Raw genomic sequence first — 2608 nt, 5'->3', positions numbered from 1 at the left:
CGCCCCTGCGCGATCCGCCGGCGCGCGCCCCGCTACGACGGGGCGCCCCGCGCGGCTTAGCTGCGCGCGCGACCGGCGGCGACCACCGCGGTCGCGGACGGATCGCGGCGCGCGCCCTCGGCCAGCAGGTCGGGCAGCACTTCGGCGTCGACGCCTGCCGCGCCACGCACCGGCAGCAACTCGGCGCGTTCGTGTTCGTCGAGCAGCGGCAGCGCGCCCACCGGGGAATCGGCGCCGCCGGAGAGGAACTCGTGCAGGAACATCAGGAACCGGTGGTGGTGGCCCGCCAGCTCCTCGGCGGTGTACACCTCGGGGTTGCCCTGGAAGTCGATGTGGGTGTTGTCCTTGCCCGCGCCGGGGTAGATGTTGACGAACAGGTCGGCGGTCGGGCCGGAGGTCAGCACGTTGAGCCTGCCGACGGTCTCGCCGAAGACCACCTCGTTCTCGATCATCATCAAGTTCACGGCCGGCCCGAAGGAGGCGGTCTCGTCACGGGCGATGCCCATGTCGTGGAAGATGTCCTCCTGGCGGTAGCGCTGCCTGCGCAGGGCGCTGGTCAGCTCGCTCTGCGCGGCGTCGATCAGCTCGCCGACCGTGCCCGGGGTGACCCGCAGCCGCAGCGGCACCACATTGGCGACCATGCCGCCGGAGCGGCGCAGCACCGCCGAATGCCTGCCGGAGACAGGAAGACTCAGCAGCACCTCGTCGCTGCCGGTCATGCGGCCCAGATAGGCCGCGAACGCCGCGACCACCACCGGGGTGACGCTGCTGCCGCGCTCACGGACGAGCTCGTCCATCAGCCGGGCGGTCGGCTCCGGCAGTTCCCGGCTGATCAGCACCGGGTGGATGGTCGGCTTGCCGACCCGGCCTGCCAGGCTCACCACCGGCGGCGCGCCCGCCAGGTGCTCGGTCCAGTAGGCGCGGTCGTTCTCGAACCGTTCGGACTGCCGGTACTGCTGGTCCTGCTCGGTGATCTGGCGCAGGTCCTGTGCCTTGGCGGGCGGGGCCTCGTGGCCGTGCACCCAGGCGTTGTACAGCTCGGTGATCCGGCGCAGCATGGTCACCGCGGCGTAGCCGTCGAGCGCGATGTGGTGGGCGCGCTGGTACCACAGGTAGTGGTCGGTGCCGACCTGGTAGATGACGCTGGTCATGAGCTCGTCGTTGCGCAGGTCCAGTGGCGCGGAGTAGTCCTGCACCATCAGCCGGTGCGCGGTGGCGACCGGGTCGGCGTGCCCGCGCAGATCCACCTCGGCGACCTGGGATTCGAAGCTGTCGTCGACGATCTGGCGCGGCTCTCCGTCGATCTCGACCAGCCGCAGGTGGCCGGAACCGAACTCGCGGGCGGCGGCGCGGCAGGCCTCGATCAGCAACTCGGGGAACAGCTCTCCCCTGATCTCGACGTACTGCGCCACCGAGATCGGCGAGGATCCGGTCAGGTGCTGGGCGAACCAGATGCCCCGCTGCGCGGCGGTGAGCGGGAAGGCCTCGGGCGCGGCGGGACGGTACTCGCCGCCCGATCCCGGTCCGTTGCCGCCGACGAGGCGATCCGATGTTCCGAAAGCCGAGGATACGGACCGCTCCCGATTTCCGCCGGGATTGCGTTCGAGCTGGGTCACTGGACCTCCCGTTGTTTCGTTCTCCCGACAGCTGCGGACTCCTCCTGCCCGCCTGTCGGAAAATTTTGGAAACCGCTCGCCGTCAATATGCCCAGAAATTGCGGGCAGGAATGAGCGGTTACCGTTCGAACAAGTCTGGTCGGCCTTGCGTATTCACCCGCACATATTCGGCGAGCAGCCGCGACCGACGGCGGCCGAAATTACAAGGGTGTGGTTCGGCGGCCCTCGCGGGAGCGACCCCCGTCGCTGGGCCCGGCGCCGGGCGGGCACGGGCCGTCACGGAACATCACCGCGAGCGCCACCTCCGGCAGGACGAGCGCTGCCGTCGGCGGGAACCGTGGTCAGGTCGAGCACGGTTCGGTTCGGCGCCGCCCCTGGGACGGCGGACGCACGGGCTCCTACCTGTGGGTGGCCCTTGGTCGGGTGCGTCGAGATCGATTCGAACGTCGTTGGAGTTCATCGGTTGCACCGATCGCCTTCTTGGACGTGGCGTACCTCTGTACCGGACTGTTCGCACCGACGCGGCGACGCCGTTGTCGCCCGAACGGTGTGCTGTGTATTCACTCCGCAACCCCGACTATTGCGAGTGTTCGTTTGTTGCCGATCGATGGTGTATCTCTCGGTCGGCGGCCGCCGAGTTTGCTGACTGTTTTCGACGACTGCTTGGAATCGCCATCGTATCCACGGGTCCCGCACCGCGCAATGGGCTTGGAAGCCAGCGCGAACCACCTTCGAAACCATTTCGAGACGAAAAGGTATCGCAATGGTCAACATTTCCTTTATTTCGTCGACCGCGTGCACCGGGACGTTATCTGGCGCGCGGTCGCCGAGGTCGAACGGGGGGGCGGGCCCCCCCCCCCCCCCGCCGGGGGGGGCGGGGGGGGGGGGGGGGGGGGGCCGGGGGGGGGGGGGGGGGGGGGGGGGCGGGCGGGGCGGCGGGGGGGCGGGGGGGGGGGGGGGCCCCCCCCCCCCCCCCCCCCCCCCCCGCCTCC

Annotated in this window: 2 protein-coding genes; one reads left to right on the top strand and one right to left on the bottom strand. The window is 70.2% G+C overall.

The window, feature by feature from the left end:
- Positions 1–56: 56 nt before the first annotated feature.
- Positions 57–1616, bottom strand: a complete 1560-nt coding sequence (locus QH283_RS18910; RefSeq protein WP_348538289.1) for a condensation domain-containing protein — start codon at positions 1614–1616, stop codon at positions 57–59.
- Between the two features lie 795 nt (positions 1617–2411).
- Between QH283_RS18910 and QH283_RS18905 the strand changes: the two genes are divergently transcribed.
- Positions 2412–2608: hypothetical protein (locus QH283_RS18905; protein ID WP_280504317.1), on the top strand; the 197-nt coding region annotated here is incomplete at its 3' end.

The sequence above is a fragment of the Nocardia farcinica genome (assembly GCF_029867845.1).
Taxonomy (GTDB): domain Bacteria; phylum Actinomycetota; class Actinomycetes; order Mycobacteriales; family Mycobacteriaceae; genus Nocardia; species Nocardia farcinica_A.
The sequence above is the reverse complement of the archived record's forward strand: the minus strand, read 5'-3'. Positions and strand labels throughout refer to the sequence as shown.